12 protein-coding genes, 1 tRNA gene and 2 pseudogenes are annotated in these 18,767 nt (G+C 45.3%); 5 read left to right on the top strand and 10 right to left on the bottom strand.

The window, feature by feature from the left end:
- The first annotated feature begins 72 nt into the window (after positions 1 to 72).
- Positions 73 to 1,895, top strand: a pseudogene (gene mutL / locus BN93_RS04635) (DNA mismatch repair endonuclease MutL).
- A 262-nt stretch (positions 1,896 to 2,157) separates the two neighbouring features.
- Positions 2,158 to 3,309 (top strand): OmpA family protein, encoded by a 1,152-nt coding sequence (locus tag BN93_RS04630; RefSeq protein ID WP_044078256.1) that lies wholly within the window; start codon positions 2,158 to 2,160, stop codon positions 3,307 to 3,309.
- A gap of 1,752 nt (positions 3,310 to 5,061) precedes the next feature.
- Here BN93_RS04630 and BN93_RS04620 read toward each other — a convergent pair.
- The 8 genes from BN93_RS04620 to BN93_RS04585 all read right to left on the bottom strand — a co-directional run bounded on the left by BN93_RS04620 (position 5,062) and on the right by BN93_RS04585 (position 12,707).
- Positions 5,062 to 5,919 carry an enoyl-ACP reductase FabI gene (locus BN93_RS04620; RefSeq protein ID WP_009231463.1) on the bottom strand — a complete coding sequence of 286 codons (858 nt, stop codon included), beginning with the start codon at positions 5,917 to 5,919 and terminating at the stop codon, positions 5,062 to 5,064.
- A gap of 421 nt (positions 5,920 to 6,340) precedes the next feature.
- Complete coding sequence (locus tag BN93_RS04615; protein ID WP_019187175.1) at positions 6,341 to 7,900, bottom strand: sulfatase-like hydrolase/transferase; 1,560 nt, start codon at positions 7,898 to 7,900, stop codon at positions 6,341 to 6,343.
- A 509-nt stretch (positions 7,901 to 8,409) separates the two neighbouring features.
- Positions 8,410 to 9,519 (bottom strand): hypothetical protein, encoded by a 1,110-nt coding sequence (locus BN93_RS04610; RefSeq protein ID WP_019187174.1) that lies wholly within the window; start codon positions 9,517 to 9,519, stop codon positions 8,410 to 8,412.
- On the bottom strand, positions 9,503 to 9,856 hold the full coding sequence (locus tag BN93_RS04605; protein WP_019187173.1) for a hypothetical protein: 354 nt from the start codon (positions 9,854 to 9,856) through the stop codon (positions 9,503 to 9,505). Before BN93_RS04605 ends, BN93_RS04610 begins: the two co-directional genes overlap by 17 nt.
- The gene (locus BN93_RS04600) at positions 9,843 to 10,406 is read right to left on the bottom strand and encodes an RNA polymerase sigma factor (RefSeq protein WP_019187172.1); all 564 of its coding nucleotides are present in this window, start codon (positions 10,404 to 10,406) and stop codon (positions 9,843 to 9,845) included. The genes BN93_RS04605 and BN93_RS04600 overlap by 14 nt, the downstream gene beginning before the upstream one ends.
- Before the next feature lie 249 nt (positions 10,407 to 10,655).
- Positions 10,656 to 10,728, bottom strand: a tRNA-Lys gene (locus BN93_RS04595).
- A 106-nt stretch (positions 10,729 to 10,834) separates the two neighbouring features.
- Positions 10,835 to 11,950, bottom strand: coding sequence for an AI-2E family transporter (locus BN93_RS04590; protein WP_019187171.1), 1,116 nt, complete (start codon positions 11,948 to 11,950; stop codon positions 10,835 to 10,837).
- Positions 11,951 to 12,116: 166 nt separating this feature from the next.
- Positions 12,117 to 12,707, bottom strand: a complete 591-nt coding sequence (locus BN93_RS04585) for a thymidine kinase (protein WP_019187170.1) — start codon at positions 12,705 to 12,707, stop codon at positions 12,117 to 12,119.
- Between the two features lie 96 nt (positions 12,708 to 12,803).
- Here BN93_RS04585 and rsmI point away from each other — a divergent pair, with 96 nt between their 5' ends.
- The 3 genes and pseudogenes from rsmI (at position 12,804) to BN93_RS04570 (ending at position 15,450) form a co-directional block, all read left to right on the top strand.
- Positions 12,804 to 13,514, top strand: coding sequence for a 16S rRNA (cytidine(1402)-2'-O)-methyltransferase (gene rsmI, locus BN93_RS04580; protein ID WP_044259954.1), 711 nt, complete (start codon positions 12,804 to 12,806; stop codon positions 13,512 to 13,514).
- Positions 13,511 to 14,350 (top strand): Cbp1 family collagen-binding glycoprotein adhesin, encoded by an 840-nt coding sequence (locus BN93_RS04575; RefSeq protein ID WP_019187168.1) that lies wholly within the window; start codon positions 13,511 to 13,513, stop codon positions 14,348 to 14,350. The genes rsmI and BN93_RS04575 overlap by 4 nt, the downstream gene beginning before the upstream one ends.
- 134 nt (positions 14,351 to 14,484) lie before the next feature.
- A pseudogene (locus BN93_RS04570) lies at positions 14,485 to 15,450 on the top strand (acyltransferase family protein).
- A 39-nt stretch (positions 15,451 to 15,489) separates the two neighbouring features.
- Here the strand turns inward: BN93_RS04570 and BN93_RS04565 are convergent.
- Entirely contained in the window at positions 15,490 to 15,966 is a 477-nt protein-coding gene (locus BN93_RS04565) for a nucleoside deaminase (RefSeq protein ID WP_019187165.1), read from the bottom strand.
- 2,049 nt (positions 15,967 to 18,015) lie between these two features.
- Positions 18,016 to 18,462, bottom strand: coding sequence for a hypothetical protein (locus BN93_RS04555; protein WP_019187162.1), 447 nt, complete (start codon positions 18,460 to 18,462; stop codon positions 18,016 to 18,018).
- Positions 18,463 to 18,767 lie beyond the last annotated feature (305 nt).

The following is an 18,767-nucleotide window of genomic DNA, read 5'->3' as shown; positions in this document are numbered from 1 at the left end:
GCTATTTCCTTGGCACATTTTGCCGTTCGCCCCATGTAAACACACATATTATATATAAAGGAGAAACAATCAATGAGCGACGTAATACAACTTTTACCCGACTCGGTGGCCAATCAAATAGCGGCTGGCGAGGTGATACAACGGCCTGCATCCATCATTAAAGAGCTGGTGGAGAATGCCGTCGACGCAGGTGCGACACGCATCGACGTGAATGTTATGGATGCTGGTAAGACCTCGGTACAGGTTATCGACAACGGTCGGGGCATGTCTGAAACCGATGCACGCTTGGCATTCGAGCGTCATGCCACGTCTAAGATACGTCAAGCGTCCGACCTTTTCGCCCTCAACACGATGGGTTTCCGTGGCGAGGCCTTGGCTTCTATCGCTGCTGTAGCGCAAGTGGAGCTTAAAACGCGCCTTGCCAGCGAAGAGATTGGCACGTCCATCTCTATCGCCGGCTCACAATTCACAGGACAAGAGCCTTGCGCATGCCCTGTGGGGAGCAACTTTGTATCGAAAATCTCTTTTATAACATCCCTGCCAGGCGCAAGTTTCTCAAATCTAACGCCACAGAACTCAACAACATCATCACCGCCTTCGAGCGCATAGCCCTTGTTTATCCCGACATCGCCTTTACGCTTCGCAGCAACGGAACCGAGGTGTTCAACCTGCCTTCGGTGGTTCTTAAACAGCGTATAGTAGACGTTTTCGGCAAACGCATCAGTCAAGACCTGCTCTCGTTCAACGTGGAAACGTCTATTTGTAAGATACATGGCTTTGTGGGTAAGCCCGAATCGGCACGCAAGAAAGGCGCACACCAATATTTCTTTGTGAATGGTCGCTACATGAAACACCCTTATTTCAACAAGGCCGTGATGCAACCTTTCGAACGATTGATGCCGCAAGGCGAGCAAGTGCCTTACTTCATCTATTTTGAAGTGAACCCCGAAGACATCGATGTGAACATACATCCCACGAAGACGGAGATAAAATTCGAGAACGAACAAGCCGTGTGGCAAATCCTTTCGGCTGCGGTTCGCGAGGCAGTAGGATTGTTTAACGATGTTCCCACCATTGATTTCGATACCGAAGGGCGACCCGATATTCCCGTATATAACCCCAATGAGAATGCGCCTGCGCCCAAAGTGAACTATAATCCGCACTACAATCCCTTTGACGATACGCCACAAGCAGCCTTACAAACCAAAAATAATAGTAGGTGGGAGGACCTGTATGCCAGCTTGAAAGCCGACGAAGAGGCCGACCTTGGGCTTTTTCCTGATGTTGGGAGTGGCGGGCAGAGTGGGGAGACCGAGCGGATGATTGAAGACAAATCGCCTGCTCATTATCAATATAAAGGTCGCTATGTGATGACCGCCGTTAAGTCGGGACTGATGGTTATCGACCAACACCGCGCCCACGTGCGTATTCTTTTCGAGCAATATCTTCGTCAGGTGTCTCAGCGTTCGGGCGCATCGCAGAAAGTTTTGTTTCCCGAAGTGGTGCAGTTCACGGCCACCGAAGACCTCATGGCACAGAAAATAATGCCCGACTTGCAAGGCTTAGGTTTCGAACTGACCGACCTTGGCGCGCGAAACTATGCCGTTAACGCCATTCCCGCAGGGCTAGAAGGCATCAATCCCGTGGCGATGATACGCGACATGGTGGCAACGGCCATGGAGAAAGGGGCTGGTTTGCACGACGAAATCAACGAGGCACTGGCTCTAAGTCTTGCTCGCAATGCCGCCTTGCCTTACGGACAAGTGTTGGGCAACGATGAGATGGAGAGCCTGGTCAACGCCCTCTTCACTTGTCAAAACGTGAACTATACGCCAAACGGACAAAAGATACTGGCCATTATGGCACAAACCGACTTGGAAAAGCTCCTTGGATAAAAGCCCTCAGCACATTCTAAAATGCTATCAATCAGGCCTGCATGCGTGTCAGCATGCAGGCCTAGCTTTTGCTCTTTAATGTTTTGTAATGCCATTTTGCATATTTGAGATAAATCAAGATTACAGCATAAAGTTAGTTAAAATCAGCATTTTCGCGCCAGACTATGAAAAAATAAAGAAAATAATCACTAACTTTGCAATGTATTTAGGTAGGTACAGAATTATAGAGAGAAGATATTTTTGCTTATTAATAAAATTAGTTATGAAAAAATTATTGATTGTATTGGCGCTTGCAGGGGTTTCTACTGCATCAATGGCGCAGGATTCTGATCCCGTACAAAAGTATAGCGTGGCTACCAATTCCTTTTGGAACAACTGGTTTATCCAGGTAGGTGGCGAATGGAACGCATGGTATTCTGACCAAGAGCATGGAAAGAACCTTCCCGTTAGTCCTTTCAAAAGCTTCCGTGGAAGCCCTAGTGCTGCTATTGCAGTAGGTAAGTGGTTTACTCCTGGCATCGGTCTTCGTACCAAACTGCAAGGTATTTGGGGCAGAACCGTTGTTGACGAGAACAAGCGTGAGAACAAGTACTGGAACCTTAACGAACATGTGCTCTTGAATGTGAGCAACATGGTGTGTGGTTACAACCCCAACCGCGTTTGGAACCTCATTCCTTTCTTCGGTGGTGGACTTGGTCGTACGATGACTCACGACCTCTATGCAATGAACCTCAGCGTAGGTGTACTTAACACTTTCCGCGTTTGCGACAGAATGGCTATCAACCTCGAACTTGGTTGGAACCGCTTTGAAGAAGACATGGACGGCAGATGGGGCAACACCATAGCCGATCCACATGTTAACCGTGGTTGGGAAGATAAGGACAACTTGCTGTATGCTGAATTGGGTTTGACCTTCAACTTGGGTAAGTCTACTTGGAACAAAACTCCCGACGTAGATGCTTTGAAGGCTCTATCACAAGCTCAGATGGACGCTCTTAACGCTCAGCTGAACGATGCTGCTTCTGAAAACGCTCGTTTGAAGAACATGTTGGCTAACCAACAGCCTGCTGAAACGAAGACTATTAAGGAATTCGTAACCACGCCGGTATCTGTATTCTTCAACATCAACAAGACCAACATTGCTTCGCAAAAGGATCTTGTTAACGTTCAGGCGGTTGCTAAGTATGCTAAGGAGAACAACTCCAACATCAACGTTGTGGGTTATGCTGATAGCGCAACAGGTTCGGTTAACCGTAACCAATACCTCTCTGACAAGCGTGCTGAGATGGTTGCCAATGAGTTGGTTAAGATGGGTATTAGCCGCGATAAGATTTCGACCGTAGGTAAGGGTGGTGTAGACGACTTGTCGCCTATCTCGTTCAACCGTCGTGCTACTGTTCAGATTGCTGAATAATTCTACGCGGAACATGTGATTACCAATAAGCTTTGGTAACACCAGAGAATAAAAGGGGGATGTGCCTTAATGGTACATTCCCCTTTTCGTTTTTTAATGAAGTCGTTTTTGACTTTTAATATTTCTATAAATTGAGCCGAATGCAGGACAAGCCAACTCACTGGCCTATAAACTCATGAAGGCCCAACAACTCCCGAAGACATCAACTCACAAATTCACAAACTCCGCAATTCACAAACTCCGCAATTCACAAACTCACCAGTTCAAAAATTCATCAGCTCAAAAAATCATCAGCTCAAAAACTCATCAACTCATAAGCTCACGAACTCATCAACTCAAAAACTTAAATTGTTATCTTTTATTTTACAATGTCGCTCTAATTTTCGCGCTGTTCTAGCGAAAATATAGGCCATAAAGTAGGTAATTTGCCACTATTTCTAGTCTTTCGCGCCTTCCAATTTGTTCGTTTTAAAGAAAAAAGGCTGCATTTTGCACCATTTAGCCTTTCTAGTTTGGTTGCCAGTCCATTATTATTTACACCCGATTACCCACTTTTAGCCCCCAAAACCCACTTTTTAATGCCCATTTTGCCCTTTGGGGTCATGCTTTTAACGGCTCTAAAAGGTTTTGTTTATACAGTTTCAGTGGATATTTATGCTTTTCGTCTTGCATTTAGCACCATTTTGCACTGCGTTTAGCACCATTTTACCTTGCGTTTAGCATCAAAACGCACTGCATTTAGCACCAAAACGCACTGCGTTTTGCGGCATATTGCACTACATTTTGCTATAAATAGCCCAAAAGTTGGTGCAAATGGCGACTGCTTTAAATAAAAATTCATTTTGCCGCATTCACAGACTAACCCTCTTTTGTATCAAAACGAACCTTCGCGAGAAACGATTTTTTGCGGCTAGGTGAGTGGTTGGTGGATAAAAAGGGCACTCATAATGTTAAAATTCCTGCTGAAAAGATTACAATGGTTGGCGAACCAACAGGCGAACAGGTTGGCAAGAAGACAAGTGGACAAGTGAACGAGTTAATCGTACTTTTCTCGTCTCTCGAAGAGTGCGTTTTCTCCCACGCCAATGTTCGTGCCAGCTCGACATTGTTCATTTGGCTTAACGAAAACGTTCATTTTTCGTGTTTTGACATAAATACGTCCATGTTGACATAAGAACATAAGAAATATAGAGAAGTGCTCTTTACTTTTTTCTCATTATGTGTCCCTGGAAAGATGCGTTCAACTTGTAAAGAATGTATTGAAAATACTCTCGCCGGGTTTGCATTTTGAGACTGAGCCATGTTTGCCACAGACGAAAGGGGCATAATTTCAATTTTCATCATGTCTTTGTCGGGTACTTCGTATATGTTCGGGGCGTTTATCTTGGTTTTACAGCTCATAGGCATAAACTCCTCTCAATTTGTAGAAATGTTAAAGGTCAAGACGACTTCAATGTAGCACGACGAAGATAATCAAGTTAAATCCAAATCTCTCATTTGGATTTCAAAGTACGATATGGTTGTGAGAAACAAAAACGACTGATTTTGGTTGAAATAACTATTGGGATGGCTGCGGCCAACTATCTCCGTCCCAAAAAGGCAGAACGCGAGTTTGTGAACTTTAAAAAACAACAAACGCCACCCTCGCTTTGGGCAAGAGCGGCGTTTGCAGGATGTATACGGAGTGCGTTGCCATCGCCAATATTTGGTGTAACTATTTACACACAAGCCAGCGAGAACAACACTTATAACTTATCCGTAGATAATCTTTCCGTTCTCGTCTTCGTAAGGACCCAGGTCCTTGCTGTATTGGTTCATGGCGCGGAGGCTCATACCCATGTTCGAGAAACCACCATCGTGGAAGAGCGTTTGCATGGTAACCTTACGCGTAAGGTCGCTGAAAAGGGTTACGCAATAGTCTGCGCACTCCAATGCAGAGGCATTTCCAAGGGGCGACATCTTGTCGGCGAAGTCCATCATGTTGTCGATGTCCTTGATACCCTTACCCGCTGTTGTGGGTGTAGGCGACTGCGAGATGGTGTTGATGCGCACGTTCTTTTCGCGCCCATAGATATAACCAAAGCTGCGAGCGATGCTTTCGAGCAGGCTCTTGGCGTCGGCCATATCGTTGTAACCGAAGAATGTGCGATGCGAGGCAATGTAGGTAAGTGCCACAACCGAACCATATTCGGCAATTGCGTCTACCTTTTTAGCGGCTTGCAGCATCTTGTGGAAAGAGATAGCCGAGATATCAAGAGTCTTGTTCAGCCAATTGTAGTCCAAATCATCGTATGTGCGGCGTTTGCGCACGTTAGGGCTCATTCCGATAGAATGCAGCACAAAGTCGATTTTGCCGCCCAACAGTTCTTGTGCCTTTACAAAGACGTTTTCCAAGTCTTCGTAGCTGGTGGCGTCTGCTGCCACAACAGGAGCGTTAATCTTCTTCGCAAGCGCGTCTAGTTCGCCCATACGAAGGGCCATTTCGGTGTTGCTCAGCACGATGCTTGCGCCTTCTTCGGCACAGCGTTCTGCCACTTTCCAAGCGATGGACATGTCGTTGAGCGCACCGAAAATAATACCGCGCTTACCTTTTAATAAGTTGTATGACATAATTGTATTTGATAATAATTCGTTGCAAAATTACGCTTTTTAAGCTAGAACACCAAGAGATTGGGGGGAAAAGGGCGTAGGAAAGGGTGAAAGGGGGAAAAGGGGAAAAAGTGAAAAAATGGATTTTAAAGGTGAAAGAGTGAAAAGGTGAAAAAATGGCTGCGCCTATCAACTTGTCAACTCGTTAATTGTTAATTGTTAAACAAAAAGTTGAATTTAGCCAGATACGCAGGGGGCGTCAGCCATTTTTTCACCTTTTCACTCTTTCACCATTAGGAGGTATGGAGTTATGGAGTTAAGCCAAATGTATAGGTGGCGTTAGCCATTTTTTCACCTTTTCACTCTTTCACCTTTTCACCTTTAGAAGGCGTTAGCCATTTTTTCACTTTTCACCTTTTCACCTTTTCACCTTTTCCCCCTTTCACCTTTTCTTCGCCCTTTCGCGGCGCAACACGTTTTGAAGTTCGTACACCACGTTTGGGTTTTCGTTGGCCACGTTGTCTTTTTCGTACTCACCCTTGCTCAAATCGTATAGTTGTGGCGTGGGATTGTTGCCCGTTTCTATCTTCGGACCCCACGAAATCATCTTCTCGCCGTCGCTAGGCTCGATAAACTTCCATTGCGGCGTGCGCACCGAAAGAACGCGCGAACTACTCTGTTCGATAACCCAAGGGCGACTTTGGTTGTCTGTCCCCAAAAGATTTCCCAGTCGGGGCTCGCTATCGCAGGCTGTTCCCTTTGGCAATCGCGCCCCAACAAGCTGAGCCAAAGAGGCTAGCCAGTCTATCTGCGACATCAAAACGTTGCTTTGCCGACCGCCTTTCACGCCCTTTTTCCACGACACAATGACAGGAATAGCCGTTCCGCCCTCGAAAGCACTGTACTTATTACCCCTGAATGGGCCAGCAGGACTATGCCCGTTAAGCAATTCTTCGGCCCTGTCGGCATAGCCATCGTCTACCACGGGGCCGTTGTCGCTGCTTAATATAATGAGTGTATTGTCGGCCAAGCCATATTGTTCGAGGGTTTTCATCAGTTGTCCCACACTCCAATCAAACTGCACAATGGCATCGCCACGATAGCCCATAGGGTTCTTTCCGCGAAAGCGGGCGTGCGGAAAGCGCGGAACGTGCACATCGTTGGTGGTAAAATACATAAAGAAAGGCCGATTTTGGTTGTCGCGAATAAAGTTAATGGCGTGCGCGGTGATAGAGTCGGCGATGTTTTCATCCTTCCATAGTGCCTTTCCCCCACCCTTCATAAAGCCAATTCTACCAATGCCGTTAACGATACTCATGTCGTGTCCGTGGCTAGATTTGAGGTTATAAAGCAGTTCGGGATGGGTTCTGCCCGTTGGTTCGCCCTCAAAGTTACGCTTGTAACTCACCTCAATGGGTGCCGAAGAGTCGTAGTTGGCCACGCGCCCGTTTTCGATAAACACGCAAGGAACGCGGTCGCTGGTGGCCGCCATAATGTAACTGTAATCAAAACCAAGGTCGCCCAAAGCGGCAGGCAGTTGCGCATTCCAATCTTGTTCGCCGCCTTTGTCGCCCAGTCCCAAGTGCCATTTGCCAATGGCACAGGTGGCATAACCCACACTTTTGAACATATCGGCCATGGTAAACTGTTCGGGACGGATAATCAAGCCCGCATTTCCAGGCGCTACATCGGTGTCGGCACGCCGCCATGCGTATTCGCCCGTGAGCAACGAGTAGCGCGAAGGGGTGCTAGTGGCTGCCACGGCATGCGCATTGGTAAAGCGAATGCCCTGGCCGGCAAGGCGGTTTACATTGGGTGTTTCCACGTTTCTCGCGCCATAACATTGCAAGTCGCCATACCCCAAGTCGTCGGCGTAAATGATAATCACGTTTGGGCGGCGCGTGTCGTCGGCCCGACTGTTCTTCACCTGCTTGGCGTGTGCGCCTACGGCCGTAAGCAATGCAGGCGCAAGTAGCGCAGGATAGGTCTTTATCTTCTTCATTGTTCGCAGTATTGTTTTGGTTGTAGCCGTCGCTTACGTTGGCTGTCGACATAGCTTTTGATTGTTTGTGTGCATGACTTAGTGGCGCATGCTACGTTTAATTTGGGTTTTAGTTCTGTTTGGTGGAGTATAAAAACAGGATGCAACCAACTTCGCCACTCTGTATTGCTTGCTATCTAAGTGCCCTGTTGTGTGCTGAGTTGTGGCAATCATCCCCCGCTTGACGGTTTCTTCTTTCAGAAACCAACGGCAAAAGTTTTTTAGTTCTCACCTTAATTATAGACAAAGGTACATCTTATTTACGACAAGCCCCCTTTCTTCTACGATAAATCGTGTGGCATTGCTATAAACTACGTCTCACCAAATACTGGAATACGGCTAATTAGGACAAGTGAATTTAACGTTTTGTCACCTAGAAAAAAACATCTTCTGCTTGCTTTTCAAGGGGCAAACAGAAGATGAGCAATATAAATCTCAAAGATCGTTGAAAGCGATTTACAAAACATATTTCAACGTTTCTTTCTCTTTAACACCAACAACACTAGCGAAAGAACCAGCACTGCTCCCGTTAAAGCAAACGCCCATAGGTTCTTTTTGATTATGCAGGGCGATATAACCACATCGCCAGCCATTAGTCTGTTACCCGTAAGTCTGCTTAGTGTGGACGGATTATCAGCACCGAGAAAGGTAAGTTTATAATCGATGTTGAACATTGATAGGGCAAGGAAATCTCTTTGAGCGGCATCAACTTCTATCATCAACGTGTCATTGTCGAGTATTTCCGAATAAACGTCCGAATGGAAGATTTTTTTAAACCACTTAGACCTATCCATATGGACGGCAGTTAGGTCGGTTTCTCTTGAATATTCTTTCAAAAGCGTGTCGTGCAAGGCAATAAAACGCTGTTTGTCTATGGCTTTCGTCGCTATGCGTGAATAGTTTTTGAGTATCGTTTGATAGGTCAGTTCAAAATCATTGGCAACAAGCCACTGGGTGTATTTTGTTTTAAGGTGCTGCGTGATGTCGTCTATCTCAATGCCATTAAGACCTCCAACAAGGTCGGGTGTTCCGCTAAACCAAAACCCAATCTCGTCTTTGGTAAAGAATTTACTCATGGGGATGGGGCAATTGATGTGTTGCTGGGGATAAACTTCTTCGTATCTGTACTCAGTACGGAAGAAACCTCGCGTACGTTCAAATGTTATTCGCGGTGTGATACGCCGTGAGCCCACAATGAACGTTGTTGCTTTGGCCATTTCTTCCACAGAAGCGAAGTTACATTTGGCATACACCAAGATGGTGTCTGCTGCCGTACGCCCATCTTTCCAACACTGCCTGCTAAGTGCTTGATAGGCTTTAAGGCCTACGGGGAATGTATGTCGAAGGCTGTCACCCTTTATTCCCCATGTCAGTTGCCAACCTTTGTCCCACCTCAACATACTTTCATCTGCGTTGAACACACCACTAACCAACTGCGCCGAATCGAGTTGGAAAGACAATTCCCTACTACATGTTCCGTCTTCGTTAACAACCGTGGTTGCGCTACCTTGGTACTTATTGTTGCATGCAACCATAAATGTTGCCAAAAGAAGGAGTATCAAACTATCTTTTGTTTTCATAAATGCTTTGTTTTATAAGTTCATATTGGTTTCTTTTCAAATACTTGTTCTGGAGATACACCCCGTCAGCCTTTTGTGGAAGGGTTTCCTGTAAATAGAGCAATGCCATATCATTGTTTTTTGGCACAGTTCTAACACATACTGAAATGCCAAATACCAACGCCAACGATGCAGCAATGGCGCAGACACGAAGAACAATAACGTACGCGCGTTGGCGGTTTCGTTGTTCAATACGAGCCATCACGCCATCTATCATGTCGTCTGGATGTTCAAGGGAAGGTCGTTTCCCCTGCAATCCCCTTATTACATCAGCGTATAGGTTGTCATTCTTGTTCATAACCTAGTTGTATTAGTTGTTGTTTAATCTGTTGTTTAGCAACATATAGGTTGCTCTTTATCTTGGTTGAATTCATATTGGTGATACGCTCAATGTCTTCAATTGGAAGGTTTTCTAGTACGCGCAGGGTGAAAACAAGTTGTTGTTTAGCACTGAGTTTTGCCGTCAACACCTTCACGATAGACACCCATTCTGCATTCATGAGTTGCCGTTCGGGAGATGGGTTGGCAGCGTAAGCCCTGAATTTGCTTTCGTCTGACGGCATGGGTAGTTGCGGTTTACGACGTTTAAGCTTGTCTAGGCAGATGTTAGAGGCAATGGAGTATATCCACGTGGAAAACTTTCCCTTCTCCGAATTGTACTTGTGCAAGTTCAGCCAAACACTAACGAAAGTGTCTTGGCAGGCATCTTCTGCATCCTTTTCATCACAAAGCATCTTGAGCGTTAGCGAGAAAACCATACTTTGGTATTCTCTCACTAACCGTCGGAAGGATTCTTTGCTACCTTCCTGGCATTGAACGACAATTTGGTTTACTTCGTTTTGTTCCATCTGGCCCTGTTGCTTTTACTATTTATTACGATTAAAAAGATTAAAAGTCGAAAAAGAAGATTGTGAAAACGGATGTTTGGCACAGATTTAATTAACACCATAAGAAAGGAGAGAAGTTTGCTTTACGCCCATATGCCATTAATAAGTCATGAGATTTCTGTTATCCCAAAACAATGGGAATAAAACCGAATAAAAGAGCTATAAGGATTAAACACACAAAAAAGGACACCCTTACGAGTGCCCTTTTCGTGATCCGCTTGGGGCTCGAACCCAAGACCCCAACATTAAAAGTGTTGTGCTCTACCAGCTGAGCTAGCGGATCTTCCAACAAAGCGTTTTTTGTTTTGCGAGTGCAAAGGTACATACTTTTAGCCAATCTCGCAAACAAATTGCATGTTTTTTATCCGCCAAAGCCGTTTTATTTGGTTTTAGGCATCTGTTTTTGCCGGTGTTTCGGTGGTTTCGGGCTCAACATCCACCTTTTCTTTGGTAACATATCGCTGCCAGTAGGCAATGATAAGGGTGGTGAGCGGCAAGGCAATGATAACCCCAATAAAGCCTAATAACGACCCCCACACAGACAACGAAAGCAGGATGATGGCCGGATTTAGCCCCATGGCCTTACCCATTACGCGGGGCGTTACCACCATATCCGAGATGATTTGCACCACGGCGAACACCAAAATGGCCGTTCCGAAGATAATCCAAAAGTTCTGTCCTGTGTCGGCAGCTTTGAGAAGAGCCAAGAATGCCGTAGGAATAAGGGCGAAAGTGTGCAGGTAAGGCACCAGGTTCATCACACCAATAAGAATACCCATGCCGATGGCCATGGGAAAATCAATGATGGTGAAACCGATACAAAACATGATTCCCATGATAAGCGACACCAACCCTTGCCCACGAATGTAATTGTTAAGCTCGCGCGAGGCATCTTGCGCAAGTTCGTTCCAGAAGGGGCGATACTTCTTTGGGAATATGCGTACCCAGTTGTCGGTAAGGAACTCGTAATCGAGCAAAATGAAGAACATATATAATAAGGTGATGCACGATGCCACGACACTCACCACCACACTTGCCGTCTGTCCCAAAAGGCTAAACAACTTGGGCATGGCCGTGCGCACGGCATCGTTAAAGTCTTTGCTCTTGATAAGGCGGTCGATGTCTTCTTGGTGTTCGCGCAGCCAATGCTGAATATAGCCAGAGAGGTCGCCCGAACTTTTGGAACTGCCCAAATAACGTGCGGCCAACTCAGAAATCTTGTCGAACTGATCTATCAACGACGGCACCACAAGCAGCCCGACGCCTGTAATCAAGCCCACAAGAACCAACAAAACGAAGAGGATGGACAGCGTACGGATGCGTATGTGCAGGTATTTCTCGGTGAATTTCACCAAAGGATAAAGCAAGTAAGCCAACAAGCAAGCAACGAAAAAGGGCAAAAGCACCTCGCTCATGCTGTTGGTAATGAAGAAAACCGCAAAGATTATCAGGCCACAGACGACCCATCTTATCAGCTTGTCTAGGGTTATTTTCTCTTCTAACATATCTATTGTTGTTTAGTTTACCTCTGGGATAGGGGAAAGGGAAACGGAAATGATAAAACAAACAAGACATTCGGGAGCGGCAAACTTAGGCAGATTGTTTTTATCCGTCCTATCTGCTTCGGCCCTCTTAACGGCTCTTTTGTTTCATCCGTCACGCCACTCCTATTTAACATTCACCCTTTCCTCCTTGCATGGCCTTTTGATAACAATGCCTGCACAGGGGTTCGTACTCTTGCATCTCGCCAAGCATCACACGTTTCTCTCCTTCCACAATGCGATGGCTCACGTAAGCCAATGCACCGCACTTTACACAAATGGCATGTACCTTCGTTACTTGGTCGGCAATGGCGCAGAGTGCAGGCATGGGACCAAAAGGCACACCTTTAAAGTCCATGTCAAGACCAGCAACGATAACGCGAACGCCTCGGTTGGCCAGTTCGTTGCAAACAGCCACCAACCCCTCGTCCATAAACTGCGCCTCATCAATGCCCACCACGTCGATGTCTGCCGAAAGCAACAATATCGCCGCCGACGAATCTACGGGCGTGCAATGTATGGCGTTGCGGTCGTGGCTCACAACGTCGTCTTCCGAAAAGCGCGTATCAATGGCTGGCTTAAATATCTCAACCCGCTGTTTGGCAAACACGGCACGTTTCATACGCCGTATCAACTCCTCTGTCTTGCCCGAAAACATCGAGCCACAAATCACTTCCACTCTTCCTTGGCGGTGGTTTTCGCCGGTTACATTATCAATCATTCTGATGCAAAAGTACAAAAAGACGTTTTAAAAATTGCAAACAAACGCATGCTTTTTTTGCTACTAGGAATATATATTGCTATATTTGCGTACAATATGGGCATCTTATACATTGTACCCACCCCTGTGGGCAATATGGAGGACATCACGCTACGCGCCATTCGCACCCTGAAAGAGGCCGATTTGGTACTGGCAGAAGACACCCGAACGACGGGTATCTTGCTTAAACATCTGGGCATTGAGGTGGCTCACCTGCAATCGCACCACAAGTTTAACGAGCATGGCACGTCTGCCGGAATTGTAGAACGCCTTAAAGCGGGGCAAAACATCGCCCTCGTTAGTGATGCGGGAACGCCGGGCATCAGCGACCCAGGTTTCTTCTTGGCGCGCGAAGCGGTGGCGGCAGGCATAACCGTTAACTGCTTGCCAGGCGCAACGGCTTGCATCCCTGCCGTGGTGTCGTCCGGAATGCCTTGCGACAGGTTTTGTTTCGAGGGGTTCATCCCCCAAAAGAAAGGGCGGAAAACTTATCTCGAAAGCCTAAAAGACGAACAACGTACGATGGTGTTCTACGAATCGCCTTACAGATTGGTGAAAACCCTTACCCAACTGGCCGAAGTTGTAGGCGCCGAACGACAAGTGTGCGTATGCAGGGAAATATCCAAGTTGCACGAAGAAAACGTGCGGGGAACACTTCAAGAGGTGGCCAAACACTTCGAACAAACGCCCCCACGTGGTGAAATAGTTATTGTTTTAGCAGGAACTAGTAGTAAAAAAGATAAAAAATCGAAAGGAGAAAAATTATGAAGAAACTTGTTATCGCGTGTTTCGCAGTATTGTCGTTGGCAGCCTGCAAACAAGGTAAAACCAATGGAGAACCGCAACTTAACGACTCTTTGCAACAGATTATCCAACAAAGAGACAATCAGTTGAACGACATGATGGCCACCATGAACGAAATCCAAGACGGATTCCGACAGATTAATGAGGCCGAAAACCATGTCAATATCGCAAAAGACGGCGAAGGAGCCAACAAGTCTGAGCAGATTAAAGAAAACATCAAGTTCATCACACAACGCATGGAAGAAAACCGTGCACTGTTGAAGAAACTGCGCGCACAACTGGAGAAAAGTACGTTTAAGGGTGCAGAACTGAAGAAAACGGTTGACAGGCTGATGAAACAGCTGGACGAAAAAGACCAACAACTGCAACAACTTCGCGCTGAACTCGATGCCAAAGACATCCATATCTCGGAGTTGGACGAAAAGGTGAGCAACCTGAACACCCACGTTACGAAACTGAAAACCGACAACACGGCGAAGGCACAAACCATTAGCGACCAAGACAAGCAGATACACACGGCTTGGTACGTGTTCGGAACGAAGAAGGAACTGAAAGAACAAGGCATCCTTGTAGACGGAAAAGTACTGCAAAGCGCTTTCAACAAAGCCTACTTCACCCGCGTAGACATTCGCACGCTTAAAGAAATTAAGTTCTATTCTAAGTCGGTTAAGCTCCTCACCACTCACCCCGCTTCTAGCTACTCGCTCGAAAAAGACGTGAACAAGGAGTATGTGCTTACCATTACCAACCCCGACGTGTTCTGGAGCACAAGCAAATACTTCGTTGCTGTTGTGAGATAAAGTTTCCCAGCTTATTTAACCGCAGCGCACACTTTGTTCTAACGCATTTAGCCTTAAACCCAATGGCCAAACAAAGGCACAGAACAAGCCGCTGTACACACAACGAACCTTAACAACCCCAAGGGGGATGCGACATGCCAGTTGCCGCATCCCCCTTATATATTCTAACAATGAATCATAATAACCAACTCGACTTTTTCAGGGCAATACTCATTGTCCTAGTTATACTTATCCACATCGTTAACTTCGGTGAACACTATCCGCTACTCAAAAACGCCATTCTAGCCTTCCTCATGCCAAGCTTCTTGGTCGTTACGGGCTTTCTAGTAAACGTGGAAAAGCCTGTGAAAGCCTACGCCCTTTACCTCTCTAAAATAGCCCTGGCCTATGTAGTAATGGTTTCGGGATATGCAGCCTTGTCGCTGTTTTTGCCTGTAAGAGACGGGCTTACCCAGCCCACTTGGCAGGCATATGCCCATGTGCTTTTCATTAAGTCTATCGGCCCATACTGGTTTTTACACCTCATGGTGGTGTGTGGCGTTCTTTATTATGCCTCGTTTCGTGTCGCCCCGAAAGTCAGCATGGCGGCCAAACTCTCTATTTTCGCCACCCTCATTATACTCACCGCCCAGTTCACGCCCCTACTTAACATCAGGTTTGCCGCCTACTATTTCGTTGGCGTAGTTATCAGGCATCTTGTTAAAGACTTTTCTAAGGTGTATGTAAGCAGTCTATAGCCCATAATACCCTTCCTACTTTTGGTAGGTACGCCCAGATTTCAAGACTGGGGCACCATCTCCATCCTTGTAAGTGTGTTTTGTTTTTTCTGTTTCGCAGCCAAGTTGCACACCTATTTGGGTAACAAAATAAAAGCTGCGGCACATTACATTGGCCGCAACACCTTTCCTATCTACATCTTCCACCCCATCTTTACCATGCTCGCCAAGTTCATACTTCCCGCTTTCGCCTTCGAACCCACTGGCCTATTGCATGCAGCTGTTTCGGTTGTAATGGGCGTTATTGGCAGCATTTATTTGGCTCGCGCCCTCGACTACACACGCACGTCTTACCTATTTGGCCGCAGCAAGCTGATAAGATAGGGTTAAAAGATGCCGTCGGGGCATAAGCTGTCCAACAAATTATTTTCGTAATCCGCTAAAAAAGCTCTTCATTAGTTCGCGACACTCCTCCTCTAACACGCCAGCCGTAACCGTAGCCTTAGCATGCAGCACGTTTGGGGTAAAGCGTTCGTAGCCCCGTTTCTCATCTCGCGTACCATAAACAATGCGCCCCAGCTGCGCCCAACCGCATGCGCCGGCGCACATGGGGCAAGGTTCAACCGTTACATAGAGCGTGCATTCGGGCAAATACTTTCCGCCAAGCATGTTTGCAGCTGCCGTTATGGCCTGCATTTCGGCATGCGCCGTAACGTCGCAAAGCGTTTCGGTAAGGTTATGAGCACGCGCCACCACCCTACCTTTGCAGGCAATCACTGCCCCAATGGGCACTTCGCCCTGCTCCAAGGCCTGCTTTGCCTCGTCTAAAGCCTTGCGCATCATCTGTTCGTCCACTTGTCTTTGTTCGTCTAATTGCCTTTGTTCGTCTTTCTGCGCCATTCTATCAAGTTTTAGCGTTTGGTATGATATGATGTTGTCTTGACTTTTAAATATTTCTATAAATGGAGTGGAGTTTATCGTCTTTGTGCAGTAAAACCTAAATGAACTCCCCCGCTCATGTACGAAGTACTGGACAAAGATACGATATAATCTGAAATTCCGCCCCATTTGTCTATGGCAAAACGTTGTTATGCCGTGAAAAAGGAATGAACTAATATGCTTGTCAAAGAGGAGTGACGGAGTAAGGGAGGAAGTAGTAAAGTAGTAAGGAGTAAGGAGTAGAGTAGTAAGTAGGTAGTAAGGAATAGAGTAGTAAGGAGTCAGGAGTAAGGGGTAGAGTGGTAAGGGAGGAAGTAGTAAGTGAGTAAGTAGTAAGTGAGTAAGTAGTAAGGGAGCGAAGGAGTGAAGGAGTAAGGGATTTTGCCAAATATCAGTCTGCACGATGACACTCGCTCTTGTTTACTCGTTAACTCGTCAACTCGTCAACTCCCTAACCTACAAGCAAACAACCCAACGCTCTCGTCAACTTGCTAACTTGTCAACTCATTAACTTGAACTCTTGTCACCTACCCAACCAATAAACACACAACCCAACGCTCTCGTCAACTCGTTAACTTGTCAACTCGTTAACTTGAATTCTTGCCAACTACCAACCAATAAACACTCAACCCAACGCTCTCGTCAACTCGTTAACTTGAATTCTTGTCACCTACCCAACCAATAAGCACACAACCCAACGCTCTCGTAAACTCGTTAACTTGTCAACTCATTAACTTGAACTCTAGTCACCTACCCAACTGATAAACACACAACCCAACGCTCTCGTAAACTCGTTAACTTATCAAATCGTTAACTTGAATTCTTGTCAACTACCCAACCAATAAGCACACAACCCAACGCTCTCGTCAACTCGTCAACGAAACCTCTCGTTAACTTGTCTACTTGTTAACTTGACAACTAAAAGATCTCGTTAACTCGCCAACCGACAATCTTGTCAATTTTTCAGCACAAATTTTAACACTATGAGTGCCCTTTTTATCCACCAACCGCCCACCTTGCCGCAAAAAATCGATTCTCGCGAAGGTTAGTTTTGATGCCCAAAGGGGTTAACATGCGAATGCAACAAAATGAATATTTATTATACGGAACCGCCATTTGCACCATATTTTGGGCCATTTGCAGCAAAATGTAGTGCAATTTGCTGCTAAATACACTGCGTTTTGCCGCTAAACGCAGTGCGTTTTGGTGCTAAATGCAGTGCGTTTTGGTGCAAAATACAAGGCGTTTTGGTACAAAATGCAGTGCAAAATGGTACTAAATGCGAGGCGAAAAGCATAAAAATCCACCACAAATGTATAAATAAAACCTTTTAGAACCATGAAAAACATGACCAAAAAGGGCAAAACAACCATTAAAAAGTGGGTTTTTAGGAGCTAAAAGCGAGTTTTTGGGCGTACAAAATAATGAGTTGGCAACCAAACTAGAAAGGCTAAATGGTGCAAAATGCAGGTTTTGCTCCTGAAAATAGACAAAACCAAAGGTACGAAAGGTTATAAATAGTGCATATTTACATACTTTTGGCCTAAATTTTCGCTAGAATGGAGTGAAAATTAGAACGCAATTGTAAAAATAAAAACAAAAAAATAAGCTTTTGGGTTAGCGAGTTGATGAGCTTATAAGTTGATGAATAGATGCGTCGATGAGTTGGTAAGTTTGCGAGGTTGTTAATTGGTGAGTTGGTAAGTTGCTGAGTTAGTAAGCTGCTAAGTTGTTAACCTTGTGAGTTGGTAAGCTTGTAAGTAGGTGAGTTGATGGGGTACGAGGTTGTTAGTTTCCGAGTTTTGAGTTGATGAACTGGCGGGTTGGTGAGGTTGCGAGTTGATGTATTTGGTAGAGGTTGGGCTTTCGTGAGTTTATAAGCTAGTGAGTTGATTTGTCCTGCACTTCGTATGTGATAGGGGGTGTCTAATGTCGGCATCACAAAGCCAACAAACTCCGCTCTGTTTATAGATACATTAAAAATCAAGAGGCTACAATATTCTATTATGCTCATCTTATAATGAAAGTGTCAGAATAAGTGATCAAGCCCATATCTTTATAGCTAAAACCGCAATAAACCTTTAAACGAAAAGTTCCTTTTTGATTTAATTCATTAGTCATTTTGCTTTGAACTTTGTGCTTTCTCATATAATAAAGCACTTGATTTCTTAATTTAAAGCTAAGCCTAGAATGTCCGTTTGGTTTTAAGCATAATACAATGCTCTTGCCATACGGACTATTAAACACATCTTCTGTATATAAGACATACTTTTCTCCTCTCTTTTTCTTTTCTAACTGTACATTGAAAAACACATCTAAGGAGTCTGTATTACAGACCGAGAAAGATATACTATCATTTAAAGTAAATGTATGAGTACTCATTTGTATATCTATTTTTTGAGGTTTAGCATCAAGAAAACAAAGTATGAGTGCCACAATAAAAATAATTCTTCTCATCTTGAAGTCGTCTTTATTTTTAATATACCTATAAACTGAGCGGAGTTTGTTATCCTTGTGTTTCGAGAAAATACAAGATAAGCACTCCTCTCGTGTACGGTGTATGGTACAAATTTACAATAAAATCTGAAATCCAGCCCCATTTGTCTGTGGCAAAACGCGGCTATGTCTTGAAAGTAACCTATCGGAATTACTTCTGTGCATCCGCTATGAGCTGCAAACCAATCCTTTTGAAGAAGATAAGAAAAGGGTGAAAAGTAAAGATGCCTTCATGCCTGTATAGGCCTTGCCATATACAAAAGTAC

It is taken from the genome of Prevotella conceptionensis 9403948 (assembly GCF_000312305.1).
Lineage (GTDB): Bacteria > Bacteroidota > Bacteroidia > Bacteroidales > Bacteroidaceae > Prevotella > Prevotella conceptionensis.
Note: the sequence above shows the minus strand (reverse complement) of the source record. Positions and strands in the feature narration are given on the sequence as shown.